The following is an 18,212-nucleotide window of genomic DNA, read 5'->3' as shown; positions in this document are numbered from 1 at the left end:
GCTATTAGCTTGCTGGGGTCTCTTTCACATAGAGATCCATTTGTGGATAAGGAATTCCAATACCCGCCTCATCAAGAGCAATTTTAATCTGCTCTAAAATTTCAAAATGCGCAGGCCAGTAATCACTGCCTTTTACCCATGGACGAACCACAAGGTTAACTGAAGAATCAGCAAGTTCTGCTACCGCTACAGTGTAAGCGGGATCTTTAAGTACATACTGACTATTATCCAGTATTGAGGTTAATACCTTCTTTGTTTCAGCAAGATTTGCATCATAAGACACGCCAATGACCAAGTCTAAACGACGAGTTTCCATTGCCGAATAGTTGACAATAGTGCCATCCATCATTGCTGAGTTTGGTGCAATAATCACTTTATTATCAGGGCTAAGTAGCTTGGTTGAAAAAATCGTAATTTCACTGACCGTACCTGCAATACCTGCAGCTTCAACATAGTCACCCACACGACAAGGGCGGAATAACACCATCAATACGCCTGCGGCAAAATTGGACAGTGAACCTTGTAGCGCTAAACCAACCGCTAAGCCAGCGGCACCAATAACAGCCACCAGAGACGCAGTTTGCACACCAATCTGCCCTAATGTCGCCACTATGGTAAATACAAATACCAATGACCAAGCTATATTGCCAACAAACGAAGTGACAGTTTCATCGACTTTGCGCTTGTTAAGTAGTTTTGTCGTGAGTTTTTTGGCAACTCCAGCAAAAAACTTACCAATCACAAAAATAATGATTGCGAATAGAATTCTCAGACCATAAGTGACAATCAGTTCTGGTGCTTGATCCATCAGACCTTGCAAATTATCCATGTATATACTCCCTTAATTTTGAAATGTATTTTTAAAAAATAACGAAAAACTCAACTCTTCTATTTAACGCTCGACCACGACGACTTTGATTATCAGCAATGGGCTGCTGATCGCCGACGCCTTTTACATCAAAACGCTTGGCATTAAAATTAAACTCATCTATTAGCGCTCGTTTAACCCCGTTTGCCCGTGACAATGACAACGTCAGATTAAAACGCTCACTGCCGACAGAATCCGTATGACCAATCAGTAACAACCTAACCGGTACCTTGCTTAACCAGAGCGAAACACGTTCAAGCACTGGCCTTTGGCTGGATAATAGATCCGACTTAGCAAAGTCGAATTTAACAACATTAGATGACAACTGCGTGCAATGGGTCGGGTAAAAATCCCCCATCAATGTGTTAAGGCAAAGCTCAGTCGTTAATACCGTGCGAGCACAGCCGCTAGCATCTACCGCTTGACCGGTATTCGTTTCGACGCACGCATCTTTGCGATCAGGTACGCCATCTGCATCGCTATCTAACCAGTCTCGCCCAAAAGTCGGACGGGTAAATAACAAGCAAAACAGCAGACCGAATATCAACCATCGCATATCGTTAACCTAGAGTCGGAGCAAACCTTTCGCAAAGCCGCATGATTAGACAGGGGCTACCTGTTAACTATGTTAACGAACAAAAAGCAAAAAGGCAGTTAAATAATTAACTTAATCACTACATCATAGTCAGTTTTCGGTAATTACCCCAACATCACCCGTTTAACCACTGTATTTACAGAGGTTAACAAACGTCGCCATTCGCTATTTATAGGGCTGTATGTGAATTATTGAGCAGAGCAGGACTTGAAAGGACTCGTTACAGAGGTTTTGTGCGCCTTCAATTCAAAGCACATCGCGTAGGGAGTCATTCCCTTGAAGCCAGCGCTACAACTCATTGGCTTGGTTTTATGATTGTTTAACCGCTTTTTTGGGTGAGAAATAACAGTAAAAAATAGAAGATAAAAAGCAGTGAAAGCTAGCGAAAATAGTAAATAAAATAAGCAAACAATGGCAATACGCTGTTAGCGGCATGCCGTCGAGATAAAAGTAACACTCAAAATTTTATTAGGGCTGATCACATCATAAGATGTGCTAATAACCCGAATTACTTTTGTTGTTTAAACTTAGTAATAATACGGTCTAATTGGTTGGCAAAAGCCTGTCGCTCACTTTGTCCCATGGCTGCGGGGCCTCCGGTTTGAACCCCACTTGCCCGCATCGTATCCATAAAGTCTCGCATATTCAAAATCGATTTAATGTTTTGATCGGTATACAGCTCACCACGTGGATTCAACGCGAGTGCGCCTTTTTCAATGGCTTCAGCTGCTAGAGGAATATCGGCTGTAATGACTAAATCCCCCACTTGCAGTCGTCTAACAATTTCATCATCCGCTACATCAAAGCCAGAGGAAACAATGACCATTTTAATAAAGCGCGAAGGTGGAATTTTAACGCTATGATTCGCAATCAGTGTCGTTTCAATTTCAGCACGATCAGCAGCGCGAAAAAGCGTCTCTTTGGTGACACCTGGACAGGCGTCAGCATCAACCCAAATTTTCATAATATTCCTTCATATATCGAGCCATTATGGCGTATTAAATCGATGACTGCCGATAAGTTTCCTGCAGATAAGAACCTACAACAGTGTCTAAACATATGGCGATTATGGATTTAAATACTGTACCGTCGCAAGCTGTTAAGGTGGCTTAGCTCACGCATAATCAGCCCCGTCACCGCTGCAACTTACATCACCGATGTTTAGCGCCGCCATATAAATTTTGGCGCAGACTATAGCAGTATCTCACTTATTTAGACAGAGACCAGCCCCGCTAAAACCTCGTCCTTAATCGAGTCAGTGAGTCGATTTAACCTATAAATTACGCTGCTACTTTGTTATGTTAATCAACAATTAAGTTTCTTTGAGAGCGCAGCAATGTTTACTCATGCCAGTTTTGATTTCTTAAACGAATTATCGGTCAACAATGAGCGAGAATGGTTTAAAGCCAACCAGTCAAGATATGAAGATCAAGTGCGAACGCCCGCACTGCAGTTTATCGAATCGATGCAGCCAGCCGTCTTAGCGCTTTCACCTAGATTAACCGCGGTACCGAAAAAGGTCGGCGGCAGTATGATGCGCCCCCAGCGTGATAGCCGCTTTAGTAAGGATAAAACACCTTATAAAACCAATGTCGGCATCCAATTTCGCCACTTTCAAGGTAAAGATGTACATGCTCCAGGTCTGTACTTACATATCGCCAACGACAGTTGCTTTTTAGGGGCCGGTATTTGGCATCCTGAATCCAAAGCACTCAATGCTATCCGTAGCTGTATCGACGAAAATCCCAATGGTTATAAAAAAGCATTAACAGCGCTATCACAAAGCGGGTTTAACATGGAAGGCAGTCAGCTAATTAGGCCGCCCAGAGGGTTTGATAAAACTCACCCTATGCTAGAAGAGCTTAAACGAAAAGACTTCATCGCCATTAAACCGATAAGTATAGAGCAAGTGTGCTCAACGCAATTTGCCGACGTTTGCGCAGCAGAGTTTGAGCAATGCCAGCAACTCATGCGCTACCTGTGCTTTGCACTGGAATTGGATTACTAACTTACCCGTTTAGTAGTTAATCAACTCCTTGTTATGCAACTGCAGCCGTTTTAACCTACAGCTTGGATAAAGGCGGTGAAGCCTGTGCACTCTGTCAACCTTGGCTGAGGCGCTTAACCGCAGACTCTGCTACAATTGCGCCACTTTTTATCTGAGCCTTTCGAGGCTTCTGCGTCAGGCACATTTACATGGTCGAATCATCTACAGCAGCTAATGCATTTCAAGCTGAAACCAGCGCTCAAAAACGCGCATTTAGCTATAGCAATACCATACATCAGCTATTTAACAGCGTGTTCCAGCAAAAAATGCCCGCTGATCGTATCGTAGGCGAATACTTCAGAGCCAATAAGAAACATGGTTCTAAAGACCGCCGAGTTATTAGAGAAAGCTTATTTGCGCTGTTCCGTTGGTGGGGCTGGCTTAAAAAAGTGCATACCAGCACAGAGCTAGACGATAGTTGGTTTGCAGCACTTGCGGTCGTCGCGGAGTTAGAAGGCCACTCTTGGAGCCAATTTAGTGAAGCTTGGCAAGGCTTTGCTAATCAGTCGGGTAAATTCAATGTCAACGCTAGCCCTCAGCCTTTGCCGACAGTGTCAGATAAGTGCCAATTTGTTCAGCAATGTTTTACTGATATCGACTTTCAAGAAAAAGACTTATTACCGCAGTGGTTTTGGGACATTACCGATATAGACGCTCAGCATGAGCTTGCGCTTATCGAAGCCATGAGTTCACGTCCACCGATTTGGGGACGGGCGCAAAAGTGCTCTGCCCTGCAACTCACCACTGAACTGAAAAATGACAACATTGACGCTAGCAGCAGTGATTTTTTTAGTGATACCGTCAACCTTGGGCATAAGAGCATTAACCTTAATGCGATAAAACCTTACCTTCAGGGCCATTTAGAGATCCAAGATCTCGGCTCACAAGTGATTGGACAAATTTGTGATCCTAAAGCCGATGACCATTGGTGGGACACCTGCAGCGGCGCTGGTGGAAAATCACTGCAGATCCGCTCTTTAATGTTCAATCAAGATGAGAACGGAACGGGTTCAATCACAGCATCAGACATTCGTAAAAAACCATTAGAAGAGCTGATGAAGCGGGCAAAACGAGCCGGATTTAGTGGTATTTCTATTGCACCTTGGCAGGACGATTCTCTCCCCGTCTCCCAAGGCAGCTTTGATGGAGTACTTGTCGATGCACCTTGCAGTTGCACTGGCACTTGGCGCCGTAACCCAGATATGCGCTGGCTAGACGATGTAAGTGTGGTGAATGACAAGCAGGCACTGCAATTGGATATTCTTAACCGCAGTGCCAAAGCGGTAAAGTTAGAGGGACAATTAGTGTATGCCACTTGCTCACTGTCACCGGTTGAAAACGAGCAGGTTGTAAATGCATTTCTCTCTCAACACCCACATTTTGCATTGCAGCAACTGAGTCACCCGTTTACAGGGCAACCAGCAGAAATGCTCACGGTATGGCCGCAAGATGCAGATACTGATGGTATGTTCGTTGCTAAAATGTGCCGAAAAAGCTAGCTCAATACTTAAGAACTATATTGAGAAAATCTAGTGCTATATTGAGAGATAAACGCCGTGCAATGCACGGCGTTTTTGTTTCCTTTGTCTGATAATCCAAATTACTGTCGATGCTGTCATTGTGCTGTCATGTTCTGTTTTTATTATCCAGTGGTAAGCCAGCAAAGTTCAATGTGCAAAACGCACCAATAATCGGAAATGTTAGGATTAAGGCGATGAGAAATACATACGAGTTTGATCAACATGTAGAGCGGGACAATAGTTTAGAAAACCGTTTCGACAACAATTTATCTTACGAAAATGATGTCGACGATAACCTCACTGAAGACAGTAAAAGTAACCGCCAAAAGTTGCGACGAAAAGAGCAGCGCAGCCACAATAAGCGAGCGCCAATAGAAGCATTTTCTGAAGAACATTTTGTGAGTGAGAGTAGAAGGCGTTGATATTTTGTAGTTTTATAATAAAGTAAGAGGTTAACATGGTTTCAACCTCTTACTCTTTATACTGACTAAGCCTCACACATCTACATCAAACGTACTGTTTAACCGCTGCGCATATAGTTGACGACGCTTAACGCTCTTATTGGCATACAAATTTTGATCTGCATTACGCAACCATTCATGATTATTCTGTACATTGGTATTCAAACACCGACCAACATGAAGACTTGCATCGCTAAAGCCTTTTTCACTAAAGTGAGACTCTATCTGAGCTGTTGCCAGTTCAATATCTTCGATACACTCTTTATTAATAAACAGCACGAAATCATTTACACCTATTCGGAAAATACTTTCTTGGTTATGGCTACTTGTCCGTCGACCTAATTGCGCAGCAACAAAACAAATGAGCTTATCTCCCTCTCCAAGACCCAATTTTTTATTAACCAGTGACAACCCCTCTATCGTGACCAGTACTAAGTAACATTCAGAGATAGCCGATGACCCGATAGGTTGCTCTTGACGCATAAACTCATCAAATGCAAAACGGTTAGCGATTTTAGTTAACTCATCAATACGGGCATTTTTCCAGGCGATATCGAGCGTTTCAATATAGCGCTGTTTTTCATCCGACAACATGCGAATTTTATGTGCTAATGCTAGCGACAATAATAACGCATCGGCTGTGCCACCAATCAAAGTCGCTAACTCAGCGTTGTCAAAAAAGTCAGGCATTAACCCCATATTTCCAGGAAGAATTAATACGGCTGGTAACAACAAACAGGTGAATGCAAAGATGAAGTATCGGGCTGGGTAAAAGCCTTTTAACAAGCACACATTGCCACAGGTAATCGCTAAAGCGATCCACAGCATAATCAAAATAGACGCGATGATAGCAGTGTAAGAGATTAAATAAATACTGGTTGGCAACGCAATAATACATGCCCACATAAGGTATTTACTTAATGTCCATAATCTCGGTGACAGTTCTGGTAATTGCAAAAAATGCTTATAAAAAAGAATGTTAAATATGGGTAAACCAATAAAGAACAGATGGTGCAACGGCAAGCCATGAAACCCAAAGAGGTGTGCCGGAATATGGAATGTTAACGCCCAACCAAAGAAATAAGTTAACACGTAAAATCCATAATATAAAAAGGCTTTATCTTTAATGGATGCATAAATAAGTAGATTATAAAAAGCAATTGAGACCAGAGCCCCTAAGCACAGCACAATAAACATTGCACTAAAGTCAGAGTCAAGACGATGCTGCTCGTAGGGTTGTACTTGAAGCTTGGGCTGTGAGGAGTAGTAACGGCTGTTTATTCGGGTCACTAGCCAGTAGTTAGTTGCCTTTTTAAGCTCAGCTTTTCGTGCATAGTCGAACAAAAATTCGTATGGCGCATAATAACCGCTGTGGAAATACTGCTTCGAACCATCTTCGCCAATGATCCAGTAGTCAATAGATTCAATAATGGCATTTTTGACATTAACGCTCCACAAGCCTTCATCTGCTGAGATAACAAAAGCGCTTGCCATCCAATAATCACCGCCCGCCAATGAGACTTTATTCAGCTGAGGATGTGATTTTATCCAAGGTGTAATTGCCATAAAGTCTTGCGGAAAACTTTCACCTTCAGAGGCTTCAAAAAGAAAAGTATGATCAAATACAGCACTTGCATGAACACTTTCATTACTGCCAAAGAGAGACAATATCAATAAAGTGATTGTTATAATTTTTATGTGCATGGGGGATAAATTCACTTCCTAAAGCCACATCGAACAAAAATCAACGTGACAAAGTTCACGTATTCGACAATATTTTGACTTAAGTCTACATGAAACAGGCGTTTATCAACAATTTAAAGCACACTTTGTTATCCCGAGGATATACTTTAGAGGAAGGTAAAATAAAGAAAAATAGACATGCAACCAATAGCTGATGTTATAACCGCGCTATTAGCTGCATAGAACAGCATAAAAAAAGTCGCTAGAACGTTGCTCTGCCACCTAAATAAAAGCCTGATTCAAAGGTTGCATTTGGAGCATCATCATATTGAAAACGGATATCTCTATAACCCACAAATAACGCCAGTGCAGGGTTAAGTTGATATTGAACCTTACCGTCTACTTGCCAAGAACCATCAATATTGCCAAATGACAGCACTGAAGGTGAATAGTAGCCCGACCCCTGAAACGAAATATTCGAGCCTAACTGCATTGCATAACGCCCGCCAACACCAACAACATTACCATTCTGACTTTTCTTAGACCAAAGCTGACTAAACTTTGCGCCAATCTCAATATGGTGTATACCCGCATCATGAGCAATATGCATCGCACCGGATAGCATCTGTCCGCCATTTTCAGAATAAATATACTCTGCAGACGCGTTAACATCCTTATTCAGGTCAACCTGTAGGTCGGTTAAAAAGGTGTCATCATTTAAACTTACGCTAGCATCTGTTGCCAGAGCTGAAACGCTGACCAAATAGAGCGAAGCCACGCCCACTAACACTTTAATTTTCATTTGTCGTCTCAACACATAGTTGTCATTTGCGGCGAGCATACACAAAACCAAGCTAATGTTTCATCTAAACAGTGAGATCAAGTTCGCATTTCAATAAAGCGCTACCAAAAGTAAACCACCAACCAACAAAATCAACATCAACACAACCTTGGTATCAAGTGGGGCAGGAGATTATATAAAGGCTTTATTCGCTAAACGCTTGATTTCTCCCTTGATAAAAAACATCTAAATATTTTACGATATATTCCTCATTTTGGGAGTTACAGACTCGTTATAACGCCTTTATACTAATCGATGGTATTGGTCGACAAAGCCTTTAATCATCTCAATTAATGGCTTTGCTATACCTAGTTTTAAAATCTCAAAAATGTTTAAAACAACTATAATAAATATCCTGAGTGGTATGATTTGGAGCAAGCATGAAACAATTAAAATTCACCTCGATAGCAATAGCAATTACAACCGGCATCGTGCTAATGGGCTGTGGTTCTGATTCAGATTCTGATTCATCACCGAACCCAGAGTTCGGCAAATTTAGCCTTGGTGTATCCGACAATCCAGCCGATGCCAATGTGGTTAATATCGCATTTAAGCAAGTCGTGCTAAAAAACAGTGCTGGCTCAGTATCATTCGATGTTTCTGTCGGTGATGATGGCCTACAACACGTCGACTTACTGAGTGTGCAAGGGCAAGATGTGGAAACACTCGTCAGTGGTCAATCTGTCGCTGTTGGTGAGTACCAAATGTGTATCTATATGCAAAATAACCAGATATCTGATACAGACAGCTCTTATGTTCTTTCAGGTGCAAGCAAAGACACCAATGGCGACTATGTCGGTGGCGTTGTCGAAGGCTTAGTCACCAATAGTAATGGATCTTGCGGCGGCGTTGGTGCTGATGAAGAAAATACCGGTCGATTATTTTTTAATAAAGCATTCACTATTGCAGCGGGCAACAACTCATTTGTGGCTGAATTCAATTTATCACAAGGCCTCCAAGGCCCTCATGGCAATAAAGAATATTGGACCTTAAAACCAACATCGGTCCAATTGGTGAATAGTGCAGATGTTGGCGCAATAGCCGGCGAAATTAGTACTGAGACGATGAGCAACTGTGAAACCAACGCTAGCGGCTCAGAGTTTTCTCCTGCGGTATACCTTTATCCTAACAGTACAGCATTAGATAATATGGCAGACTTTAGAACGGGTGAAAATGTACTAACTCAAGTAGCCCCGATCACCTCCGCTAGAGTTAACCCTATTGAAGACAATGAAGGAAACACCTCAGGTTATAAATATGAGTTTGGCTTTGTTGTCGCCGACACATATAGCTTAGGTTACACCTGTCTTGCACAAAATGATGATCCTGAAGCATCCAATGTTCGTGATCCTCAGGATGGAACAGCGGCTTTTTTCATCGACTCTTCCGAGCAGGACGTTACTGTTGTCGTTGATGAAACAACAACACGTCACTTCCCTGAATCATTTGTACCAAGTGACTCGTAAAGTCGCTTGGATTTAACACCACGCTACGGAAAAAAAGGTATGATTTAATGCATGCCTTTTTTTCATCAAAAAAATACCATCCCATAAATTTGATATCTTCTACATCTGGTTGCTGAATATGTCACATTAAAATAAATTGTGCGCAATAATATTGCTAGCAATTATAAATAATAGTAAGGTATCAGCAGAAAAAGGAGCACATTATGTCATCTTCAATTTACGGGTTTTCAGTAACAAATATTCAAGGGCAAGAAACCTCTCTCGAGGACTACAAAGGAAAAGTGGTTTTAATTGTTAATACTGCTAGTGAATGTGGCTTTACTCCGCAGTACAAGGAGCTTGAAGAGCTTTATAAGAAGTACCAATCACAAGGCTTAGCGATCCTCGGATTCCCTTGTAACCAGTTTGGTGCTCAAGAAAAAGGTAATAGCGCAGAGATAAGTTCATTTTGCGAACTTAACTTTGGCGTCACCTTCCCTCTATTTGAAAAAATAGAGGTCAATGGGGAAAATACAGCCCCTTTATATCGTCACTTAAAAGCTGAAGCAAAAGGCCTATTTGGCTCTGAGCGGATAAAGTGGAATTTCACAAAGTTCTTGGTTAACAAGCAAGGTAAAGTTGAAAAGCGCTTTGCTTCAACAACCAAACCAATGGCTATTGAAAATGATATTTTAAAGTTACTGTAAATAAAAACATCGAATAAACAGAGCCTTAATTATTGAGTAAAAAAAATTGAAATTTATTTGTCTATTTTTTGAACTTTCACAAAACAACACCCTCTAACTTCTTGAGCATTGAATTTGTTTTCATGTTCATCATTCTCCCTGGGACTTCTAGCGCAGTCCCCTTGATCTCTAAGTAGGTCAATCAGGCAACCCATTGGGTTGCCCTTTTTTTATCCTAAATTATCAAAAACAGTCAAATTCAACGACAAAAAACAAAAAGTAAGCAAAAAGACTCTAAGCTGTGGGAACTAATTTGAAATAAGCGACTCTCACTATATGAACCGATTCTCGTTAAGTGAATTTCATCAGTTGGCTTAGCTTTTAGTTTCATTGTTCATCATCATTCCCTTGGGCACTCCTGTTGAGGTTTGCCATTGGAGTTAACAGTTTCGCTAGCGCATTGACTTGTTTAACTCCTGAGAAACATATTGTATGGCAACCCATTTGGGTTGCCATTTTTTTTCCCATTAACGAACATCTTCAAGCTGAATATCTAGCATCACAGCTATTGACGGATGATAACCATCACGTGCCAGCGCGTAGATATTTTTAATCTCAGCTGTAAATCCCGCTTTGAGTAATTCAGCATAGAGAGGCCTGACAAGTTTACCCCGACCTATTTTAACGAGGTAGTCACTTACCGCTGGCAATACCGCAGTATAGCCGTTACGAATAGCGACCTTATACCAATCACATGCGATCTCTGCGTTAGTCGAAACTGTCAATGAAAAGACGTTATCAAGATCGCTCAGTTGCGTGTGTGTAATCACCAACGGTAGGTTAGCCAAAAAGTACTGCCAATGGTGTACTAACCAGCCAAGGGTATTTAACTCTGTCGCAAGACAACCCGATGTGAATGCAGCGAGTGCAACGTTCACTTTATCTAGGCTATTTGAAGTGGGTGCGGTAAACCATTCCGGCATACCTTCGCCGTAGATCCAACCCAATAAGTCAGCTTCAGTTATTGAATCTGCATGCTCAACTAATAAGGTCTTTTTAGCATACTCAACGAAGGTTTCCGTTGTTATCGCTTCAAAAGCAAACGCTTGCACATAATCATAAAGAAATGTATCAAAAGACTCACGCCCAAGCCTTTTTTCTAAGTCGTGTACGAACATTGATGCTTTGTCATAAGTGAAGCGATTAAAAGCTTCGTTTGGATCTTGATTTTGCATATTGGCAGGCAAGGTTTGTGCCTGCAGTGCAGTAGACTCAATGGCTTCTTTTAGTCGGCCGTATTCAAGCACAACTTCAAGTTCAGCTAACTCTTTACCAAAGACTTTTTCGACGATACGGTTAGTGAAGTATGTGGTGAAGCCCTCGTTTAGCCATAAGTCACGCCAAGTCGCATTACTGACCAAGTTACCGGTCCAAGAGTGCGCTAACTCATGAGCAACAGTAGACACTAGGCTTTTATCACCAGCAATTAACGTTGGCGTCATAAAAGCGAGTCGCGGGTTCTCCATTCCACCAAATGGGAAACTGGGTGGCAAAACGAGCATGTCATAACGGCCCCAAGGATAGGGGCCAAGCAAGGACTCAGCCACTTCAACCATGCTCTCGGTGTCTTCAAATTCAGCGATTGCCGATTCGACAACCTCAGGCTCGGCATAAACTCCGGTACGTGCTCCTAATCGACCAAAAGCCAGATCACCAACGGCGATGGCAAGCAGGTGAGTCGGCATCGCTTTTTCCATGGTGAAACTAAAGCGACCATCAAGCGCAACATTGGCATCATTCATGGCACTCATTACCGCTCGCATGCCTTTAGGTGCGTTGATCACCGCATCAAAGGTAATTCTAGCCTTTGGTGTATCTTGCAGTGGGATCCAGCTACGAGCATTAATGGGTTGAGATTGACTAAAAAGAAACGGCAGTTGCTTGCCACTTGTTTGAGCGGGCGTTAACCACTGCAAGCCTTGCGCTGCTGGCGATGTAGCGTAATGTATTTTGACACTGCTGACAGACGGATCTAATTTTACGCATAAGCGTTGACCTAAGATCTCGTCTTCTTTGTCGATGGCGTATTCTAACTGTTGATCTGCCCCGGTGGTCACATTAAAGATGGTGATATCACGCAGGTCGAGCATCAATTCACGAGTGTCGTTATCTAAAAATGTAAGCTTGAGTTCCACCAGCCCAGTCAATTGTTTAGATGCAAAATCCACATCTAACATCAATGATAAGTGCTTAACACAAACTTGCTCTGTATTGGCGAATGAATGGTAGTCACGGCTATTATCCCAGGGCTCTAACACGGCATATCCTTTTTAGTCACTGAATCTTTGAGGGTATTTTAGCCATAATTCATCCATGTAGATGAGATTGACTTGAATAAGTTTAAATGGAACACTTGCGGATATTGTATGCAAATATAAAAATGAGAGAAACCCTCCATGAAAAATAAACACCTTACACTCGCTTTATTGCTCAGTCCTCTACTTATAACACCGCAGCTTGCTGCTGCCGAGTCGGCCAAGGACCTTAATACTGTACTCAGCCAAAATTATGCCTGTAGTGACACTATCATAATTCGTTCTCAAGCATTAACGTCACAACAAATTGAGTCTGCATGCTTATTACTGCAAACACAGGAAGCTAAGTTTCACCTTTTGTTCGGCACATTGAATAAGCCTGTAGCCAACGACAACAACCACAGTATGCGGGCTAATGTTTACCATTCCAGAGAAGACTATATAGCCAATGTGACCGCTCACTTTGATGTTCCTAGTGATAACGGCGGCATGTACCTAGAGGGCTTTCCTTGGGTAGATGGCAATCAAGCAGAGTTTGTTGCCTATGAGAAAAAAGGCCAAGTTTGGAACCTCGCCCATGAGTATGTGCATTATCTCGATGGTCGCTTTAACCTTTACGGCGATTTTTGCGCATCACTGCATGACTCACATAGTGCACCAGAATATTGCCCGAAACCCGCTCCTTTGTACCCTCATACTGTTTGGTGGAGCGAAGGTGTTGCAGAATACATCTCTCTTGGCGATGACAACCCAAAGGCCATCAAGGTCATAGGCGATAAAAACTTAGTCTTAAGTGATTTGTTTAATACCAGTTATGAGCGTAATGGTGGTGGTGATAGAGTGTACCGTTGGGGCTATTTAGCGGTGCGCTTTATGCTTGAAAACCATAAAGACAAGATTGATGAGATGCTGACTTTTACACGTAAAGGTGATTACCCGAGATACCAAGCATTAGTGAGCCAATGGGGAACCAGTATGGATGATGAGTTTCAAGTGTGGTTAACAGACCTAACAGTAAAAAATTAGTTACGATTACCGTTTATATCACCATCAAAAAAGGCCTCTTAATGAGGCCTTTTTAGGTCTATCTTGCTAGATTAGAGTTTAAAGACGGATACCGGCTTTCTCTAAATCTTTAGCAATAACGCTGCGTGGAAGTGCAACATAACCGTCTTTCTCTACGATTTGCTGTCCTTGCAGTGACAGTACATAGCGGATGAACTCACGATCCATTGGCGCAAGTGCCTTGTTAGGATGCTTGTTCACATAAACATATAAGTAACGTGATAGTGGGTACTTACCGCTTGCCGCATTTTCAGGTGAAGCAGCGATGTAATTGGTGCCTTTCTTAGAAATCGCAACCGCTTTTACGCCTGCTGTTTTATAACCAATTCCAGAGTAGCCAATCGCATTGAGTGATTGAGATACCGACTGCACTACTGAAGCTGAACCGGGTTGCTCATTAACGTTAGCTTTGAAGTCGCCTTTACAAAGCGCTTTCTTTTTGAAGTAACCGTAAGTACCAGATACTGAGTTACGACCATATAATTGTACGTCACGTGTAGACCAGCTACCCGTTAGGCCAACATCACCCCAACGCTTAACATCATCACCGCCACACTTTTTAGTAGAAGAGAAGATACCGTCGATCTGCTCCATGCTCATGCCTTTGATTGGGTTATCTTTATGCACAAACACTGCTAACGCATCGATTGCAACACGAATCGCTGTTGGCTGGTAGCCGTAGTGCTTTTCGAATGCTTCAACTTCATTTGGCTTCATCTTACGGCTCATCGGGCCGAACTGAGAAGTACCTTCAGTCAATGCTGGCGGCGCAGTAGAAGAACCCGCTGCTTGAATTTGAATATTCACGTTAGGGTACAGTTGTTTAAAATCCTCAGCCCATAGCGTCATCATGTTAGCCAAAGTATCTGAACCAACAGACGATAAGTTACCAGACACACCACTTGTTTTTTCATAAGTTGGTAAAGACTGGTCGATTGCAGCCATTGATGCTGCAGAAAATACAGTCGCTGCAGTTAAGCTTACTGCGCCAACAAGTTGTTTCAATTTCATTCTTTGCTCCAGTGTTTAAATATCATGGTTTCTTAAAACGCTGTCAGTATTAACTTCTATGATGACAAGTCTATTACTGTAACGTGACACTTGGATGACAACGCGGGTATTTTTGACAAGTTAATAGCGGTAATATAAAAAAACAGGCTAAGCGCCTGTTTTTATGTCATCTAATTTTAGCTTATCGCCCTCAGTCGGCTGAAGTGAGAGCCTCAGGCACCGTAAACTCAATCAGGTTAGGCGGAATAACAAAACTAAATGTACTGCCCTTACCTAACTGGCTTGATACCATAAGCTCGCTCTGGTGATGATTCAGCGCATGCTTAGTAATCGCAAGGCCTAAACCTGTACCACCACTTTGTCTTGAGCGCGCACTATCAACCCGATAGAAGCGTTCCGTTAAGCGGCTAATATGTTGCGCTGCGATACCTTCACCACTGTCACGCACACTAAATTGTCCGCCGGTGGCAATCTTCCGCCAGCTAATATCGATAGTCCCACCAGGTTCTGTATATCGAATCGCATTGGAGATAAGGTTTGTGCAAGCACTTCGTAGCTGTACCTCATTACCATACATATCAAGCCCTGGCTCACAATAAAGACTTACCTGATACTGATCTTGTGCTAACGCGAGTGCCTCGTCATGCAGTATGTCCATCATCGATGACATGTTCACTTTAACTTCGAGGTTTACATCCCCGGCATCCTCAATTCTTGATAACGCGAGTAACTGCTCAACCATAGAACGCATACGCGTGGTTTGCTGTTGCATCTGCTCCATCGCTTTAATATTGGGAGAGTCAGGCTCCGCCATGGACTGCATCATTTCCAAATAGCCCTGCAGCACAGTTAAAGGCGTCTTTAGCTCGTGTGACACATTAGCGACAAACTCTTTACGCATCCCCTCCAGTTGACGCACCCGAGTAATATCTCGTGCAATCAGTAGTAATTGGCCAGAGCCATAGCCCATGATCCGAATCTCTAATAAGCGCCCTTCAGACAGGGGGGCCGCTAATTCTAAAGGCTCTTGGTATTCAGCATCTTTTAAGTAATTAGAAAAATCAGGATGACGGATAAGGTTATCAATTCGCTGGCCATTATCTTGCGGCCAGACAAAACCTAATAACAGCTGCGCGAGTTTATTACACCAGAGTATATTGTGCTCAGCATCGAGCACGACGGCAGCATCAGGAAGTGCTTCAGCGCCCTGCCTGAAGCGGCCGAGTAGAAATGCGAGTTGAGATACGCGTTTACGGTTTTTTCCCTGTAAGCGGTAGATACCGTTAAATACCCCTTCCCAACTACCGCTGCCGTTCGGCGGTGTTAAGCGGCGGTCATGCCACAGCCAATAGTTAAGCCGTGAAAGCTGACGGTAATTCCAAAACAGTAAACAGATACAACCGAGTAAAAGTATCCAAAAGACTTCATTAACCAGCAAACCAACCACTAAACAAAGCAGTAGATAGATCACCAATCGAGAAATTAGACGATACCCAGAATATGAATCAAACATAGACCGACCATATGGGAGAGCTGAGCATAAGATAACGGAAAAGCTATCTTATGCCTATGAGATATTGAACTAAAGTCTCGTTGAGAAACGGTAGCCAGCGCCACGAACAGTTTGAATAAGGCGATCATGCCCTGATTCAGTCACCGCTTTGCGTAAACGTCTAATATGCACATCAACCGTTCTATCTTCAACATATACGTTGGTGCCCCAAACATTATCAAGCAGCTGTTCACGGCTGTAAACACGCTCCGGGTGGGTCATAAAGAAATGTAATAAACGAAACTCTGTCGGGCCCATGTCTAATACTTGTTCACCAACGGTGACACGATGACTTACAGGGTCCAATTGTAATCCTTGCACATCGATGGGGTCTTCAAGACATGTTGGCGCGGCACGGCGTAATACCGCCTTAATACGCGCAACCAGCTCTTTAGGAGAAAAAGGTTTCGTAATAAAGTCATCGGCGCCCACTTCAAGGCCCCTCACTTTATCTTCCTCTTCACCACGAGCCGTCAGCATGATAATTGGAATATGACGGGTAAATTCATCTTGACGTAATCGCTTAGCTAATTGAATACCACTGCCACCTGGGAACATCCAATCAAGTAAAACAAGATCGGGATAGGGCTCTGTTAACATATCCAGTGCTGAGTCGTAATCTTCAGCCGACGTTGTGGTAAAGCCATGTTGCTCTAACACGAAAGTTAGCATCTCGCGAATCGCTAACTCATCTTCAACTATCAGTATCCTTGCTGTCATAATCGATCTTCTGTCAGTGAATTTCTATGGGCCTATTATTGGTCAGTTTTATTACATTAATATTAAATGACATGACATTTTGCCATAATAAAGTAAATTATTGTCATAAAGCTAAACGATTTAGTTAACTTTAAGACGTAAAAAGGAGGCCGAAGCCTCCTTTTTAAAAAACCTAAGCGTGACTTAGAACTTATGTTCTAGACCAACACCAAAGTATTTGTCATCATTTTCAACTTTTTCATATGAACGATTAGTGTAAAAAGCGAATAGTTTTGTCGGTTTACCTAGTTTGTAATCACCGCCTAAAGACCATGAATCACCTTTATCTTCCATATCTTGGTACTGTGCTTTTAATACCACTGCATCGATAGTATACGCTGCACTAAAGAGGTAACCGGTTTTGCTTTCGCCGCCGACTGTTGGTGTACCGTCTTTCTCATAAGTCTCTTCTTGCTGCTGATACATACCGCCTAACTTAAAGCCAGCGATTTTACCTTGCACTGTGGCACGAACAACTTCGTAACCTTTTACATCTGAATCATAAGCTACAGAGGCGTAAACCGGTGACTTTTTAAGTTTTGCATCACCGTACATCGCTGCAACACTGAAGCCATCTTGAGCATACTGTGAACTAGCACCTTCAGCAGCGTAAGTCACACCCATTTTAAAGCCACTGAAAGAAGGCGTTAGGTAAGTTGCTGTTTGTTCAATACGGTTTTCACCTTTGAACAAGTTTTTCAAATCACCTGAAAGGTCATTGAACTGGTCAACTTTACCTTGAGATACTTTAAGCATGGTGTCGTTACGACCAACAGAGAAAGCACCAAAGCTGCCTTTAAGACCAACAAATTGGTTACGTGCTTTGAAGTTTTCCTTAACGTCATCGCCTGTATCTACTTCATATTCTACGGTGTAGAAAGCTTCAAGGTCACTGCTGAGTTCGAAAGCACCTTTAACACCAAAACGAGAAGCATTAGATTGAATCGTAGTCGTGGCTTCATCATTTACATCATTAGACTGTGCTGTCACATTTAGCTTACCGTAAACTGTTAGTGGTTCTGCAGCGTGGGCAGAAGCAAGAGTTGCAGTAGCAAGAGCAGAAGCCAGTAGAGTTTTACAAAAAACGTTCATCATTTAATCCTTTCGACGTTTATGCGTCTTGGTTATTGGTTTGGACGAGCGTCATAATGAAGATAGTTTGTTGCATTTTTATTTCAGCAAACACTAAATCGAATTGAAATTGTTTGATAAATGTTAACTCGATAAGGGCGAGCCCCTAGAACAGGGGCTTTCAGGAGCAAAATGAGAAATATGACAGTTTGGTTAAATGTGACAAAGCTGTCGAATAAGAACATGCCTAGGCGGTTTACCAGAACCTGACAATGCCTTACACTGCGGCTTTA

16 protein-coding genes are annotated in these 18,212 nt (G+C 42.5%); 6 read left to right on the top strand and 10 right to left on the bottom strand.

The annotated features are described in order from the left end of the window. Window positions 1-4: 4 nt before the first annotated feature. The 3 genes from CXF82_RS11640 to CXF82_RS11630 all read right to left on the bottom strand — a co-directional run bounded on the left by CXF82_RS11640 (window position 5) and on the right by CXF82_RS11630 (window position 2,427). Window positions 5-829, bottom strand: coding sequence for a mechanosensitive ion channel family protein (locus tag CXF82_RS11640; protein ID WP_101090559.1), 825 nt, complete (start codon window positions 827-829; stop codon window positions 5-7). A 31-nt stretch (window positions 830-860) separates the two neighbouring features. Further along, window positions 861-1,424 carry an OmpA family protein gene (locus CXF82_RS11635; protein ID WP_101090558.1) on the bottom strand — a complete coding sequence of 188 codons (564 nt, stop codon included), beginning with the start codon at window positions 1,422-1,424 and terminating at the stop codon, window positions 861-863. A 547-nt stretch (window positions 1,425-1,971) separates the two neighbouring features. Then, window positions 1,972-2,427 carry a YaiI/YqxD family protein gene (locus tag CXF82_RS11630; protein ID WP_101090557.1) on the bottom strand — a complete coding sequence of 152 codons (456 nt, stop codon included), beginning with the start codon at window positions 2,425-2,427 and terminating at the stop codon, window positions 1,972-1,974. A 372-nt stretch (window positions 2,428-2,799) separates the two neighbouring features. Between CXF82_RS11630 and CXF82_RS11625 the strand changes: the two genes are divergently transcribed. The 3 genes from CXF82_RS11625 to CXF82_RS11615 all read left to right on the top strand — a co-directional run bounded on the left by CXF82_RS11625 (window position 2,800) and on the right by CXF82_RS11615 (window position 5,452). Further along, window positions 2,800-3,471 carry a DUF2461 domain-containing protein gene (locus CXF82_RS11625; RefSeq protein ID WP_101090556.1) on the top strand — a complete coding sequence of 224 codons (672 nt, stop codon included), beginning with the start codon at window positions 2,800-2,802 and terminating at the stop codon, window positions 3,469-3,471. A 188-nt stretch (window positions 3,472-3,659) separates the two neighbouring features. Next, window positions 3,660-5,009 carry an RsmB/NOP family class I SAM-dependent RNA methyltransferase gene (locus CXF82_RS11620; protein WP_101090555.1) on the top strand — a complete coding sequence of 450 codons (1,350 nt, stop codon included), beginning with the start codon at window positions 3,660-3,662 and terminating at the stop codon, window positions 5,007-5,009. 215 nt (window positions 5,010-5,224) lie between these two features. Continuing rightward, entirely contained in the window at window positions 5,225-5,452 is a 228-nt protein-coding gene (locus CXF82_RS11615) for a hypothetical protein (protein ID WP_101090554.1), read from the top strand. Window positions 5,453-5,524: 72 nt separating this feature from the next. Here the strand turns inward: CXF82_RS11615 and CXF82_RS11610 are convergent, their stop codons facing one another. Both CXF82_RS11610 and CXF82_RS11605 read right to left on the bottom strand, forming a co-directional pair. After that, window positions 5,525-7,195 (bottom strand): 7TM diverse intracellular signaling domain-containing protein, encoded by a 1,671-nt coding sequence (locus tag CXF82_RS11610; protein ID WP_102044227.1) that lies wholly within the window; start codon window positions 7,193-7,195, stop codon window positions 5,525-5,527. A gap of 241 nt (window positions 7,196-7,436) precedes the next feature. Beyond that, window positions 7,437-7,976, bottom strand: coding sequence for a YfaZ family outer membrane protein (locus tag CXF82_RS11605; RefSeq protein ID WP_101090672.1), 540 nt, complete (start codon window positions 7,974-7,976; stop codon window positions 7,437-7,439). Between the two features lie 419 nt (window positions 7,977-8,395). Between CXF82_RS11605 and CXF82_RS11600 the strand changes: the two genes are divergently transcribed. Continuing rightward, window positions 8,396-9,481 (top strand): DUF4382 domain-containing protein, encoded by a 1,086-nt coding sequence (locus CXF82_RS11600; RefSeq protein WP_101090552.1) that lies wholly within the window; start codon window positions 8,396-8,398, stop codon window positions 9,479-9,481. A 203-nt stretch (window positions 9,482-9,684) separates the two neighbouring features. Continuing rightward, a complete protein-coding gene (locus CXF82_RS11595; RefSeq protein ID WP_101090551.1) occupies window positions 9,685-10,167 on the top strand; it encodes a glutathione peroxidase in 483 nt (160 codons plus the stop codon). 506 nt (window positions 10,168-10,673) lie between these two features. Here the strand turns inward: CXF82_RS11595 and CXF82_RS11590 are convergent. Then, window positions 10,674-12,464, bottom strand: a complete 1,791-nt coding sequence (locus CXF82_RS11590; RefSeq protein WP_101090384.1) for a M1 family metallopeptidase — start codon at window positions 12,462-12,464, stop codon at window positions 10,674-10,676. Between the two features lie 138 nt (window positions 12,465-12,602). Here CXF82_RS11590 and CXF82_RS11585 point away from each other — a divergent pair, with 138 nt between their 5' ends. Continuing rightward, window positions 12,603-13,487 (top strand): collagenase, encoded by an 885-nt coding sequence (locus CXF82_RS11585; protein ID WP_101090385.1) that lies wholly within the window; start codon window positions 12,603-12,605, stop codon window positions 13,485-13,487. A 78-nt stretch (window positions 13,488-13,565) separates the two neighbouring features. On the opposite strand, the gene CXF82_RS11580 is transcribed toward CXF82_RS11585, so the two are convergent. The 4 genes from CXF82_RS11580 to CXF82_RS11565 form a co-directional block, all read right to left on the bottom strand. Further along, window positions 13,566-14,537, bottom strand: coding sequence for a PstS family phosphate ABC transporter substrate-binding protein (locus tag CXF82_RS11580; protein ID WP_101090386.1), 972 nt, complete (start codon window positions 14,535-14,537; stop codon window positions 13,566-13,568). A 190-nt stretch (window positions 14,538-14,727) separates the two neighbouring features. Next, window positions 14,728-16,050, bottom strand: coding sequence for a phosphate regulon sensor histidine kinase PhoR (phoR, locus tag CXF82_RS11575; protein WP_101090387.1), 1,323 nt, complete (start codon window positions 16,048-16,050; stop codon window positions 14,728-14,730). 69 nt (window positions 16,051-16,119) lie between these two features. Further along, entirely contained in the window at window positions 16,120-16,809 is a 690-nt protein-coding gene (phoB, locus tag CXF82_RS11570; RefSeq protein WP_101090388.1) for a phosphate regulon transcriptional regulator PhoB, read from the bottom strand. A 183-nt stretch (window positions 16,810-16,992) separates the two neighbouring features. After that, a complete protein-coding gene (locus tag CXF82_RS11565) occupies window positions 16,993-17,943 on the bottom strand; it encodes a porin (protein ID WP_102038284.1) in 951 nt (316 codons plus the stop codon). Window positions 17,944-18,212 lie beyond the last annotated feature (269 nt).

The organism is Shewanella sp. GutDb-MelDb, assembly GCF_002836075.1.
GTDB lineage: Bacteria > Pseudomonadota > Gammaproteobacteria > Enterobacterales > Shewanellaceae > Shewanella.
The sequence above is the reverse complement of the archived record's forward strand: the minus strand, read 5'-3'. Positions and strand labels throughout refer to the sequence as shown.